Annotated in this window: 1 protein-coding gene; it reads right to left on the reverse strand. The window is 70.8% G+C overall.

Annotated elements, in window-relative coordinates:
* On the reverse strand, window positions 1–1,420 hold a 1,420-nt coding region (locus tag GT354_RS15490; protein ID WP_161356894.1), incomplete at both ends, for an amino acid adenylation domain-containing protein.

Below are 1,420 nucleotides of genomic sequence, written 5' to 3' on the forward strand. Positions count from 1 at the left end.
TGCCGCACGGTGAGCGCCAGGCGCCCGGGCCCGGCGGTGTCGAGCCGAGCCGCCACCGCGGCCGGCGTCGGGCCCTCGAACAGGAAACGCAGCTCCAACTCGACCCCGAAGACCGCACGAACCTGCGCGATCAGGCGAGTGGCGAGCAGGGAATGCCCGCCCAGTTCGAAGAAGCCGTCGTCGACGCCGACCCGAGGCAGCCCGAGGACCTGCGCGAACAGATCGCACACGATCTGTTCCTGCGGCGTACGAGCCTCCCGACCCGCAACGGACACCGAGAAGTCCGGCGCCGGGAGCGCCGCCGTGTCCAGTTTGCCGTTGGCCGTCAGTGGCATGCGATCCAGCAGGACGACGGCGGCCGGCACCATGTACTCGGGCAATCGATCCCGCGCGAACTCCCGTACGTCCTCGGCGTGCAGGGCCTCTCGGGCGACCGCGTAGGCCACCAGGCGTACGTCGCCGGACGGCTCGCGGCGGACCACCACCGTCACCTCGGCGACGCACGGGTGCTCGGTCAGCACGGCCTCGATCTCGCCGGGTTCGATCCGGAAGCCGCGGATCTTGACCTGGTGGTCGGCGCGGCCGACGAACTCCAGTTCACCGTCGGGGTTGCGGCGCACCAGGTCTCCGGTGCGATACATCCGGGCACCGGGGGTGGTGCTGTACGGGTCGGCGACGAAGCGCTCGGCGGTCAGGCCCGGTCGCCCCAGATAACCGCGGGCCACACCCGCCCCCGACACGTACAACTCGCCGACCACGCCGGGCGCCACCAACTGCAGCCCGCCGTCCAGTACATGGGTGCGCAGATCGGGGATCGCGCGACCGATCACACTGGCCGCCGCGGCGCCGGCGCGGTCGCGGGTCAGCGGTTGGTACGTCACATGCACCGTGGTCTCGGTGATGCCGTACATGTTGACCAGCGCCGGCGCGTCATCGGGGTGCCGCGCGTACCAATCGGCGAGGCTGGACGGCTGCAACGCCTCGCCGCCGAACACCACGGTACGCAGGCGGAGCGGACGGGACGGCCGGGTCGCGTCGCCGTCGACCGACGCCAACTGGTGGAAGGCCGAGGGGGTTTGGTTGAGGACGGTGACGCCCTCGTCCGCCAGCAGGTCCAGGAACGCGCCCGGTGTGCGGCTGACCTCGTAGGGCACCACGACCAGCCGTCCGCCGTGCAGCAACGCACCCCACAGCTCCCAGACGGAGAAGTCGAAGGCGTACGAGTGGAACAGGGTCCAGACGTCGTCGGGACCGAAGTCGAACCAGGCCCGAGTGGCATCGAACAACCGCACCACGTTCCGGTGGGTGATCACGACGCCTTTGGGTTGGCCGGTGGAGCCGGAGGTGTAGATGACGTAGGCGGGGTGGTCGGGGAGCAGGTCGGGGGTGGGGTTGTGGGTGGGGCGGTCGGCGAGGTCGG

The sequence above is a fragment of the Streptomyces sp. SID3343 genome (assembly GCF_009865215.1).
In the GTDB taxonomy this organism is placed as follows: Bacteria; Actinomycetota; Actinomycetes; order Streptomycetales; family Streptomycetaceae; genus Embleya.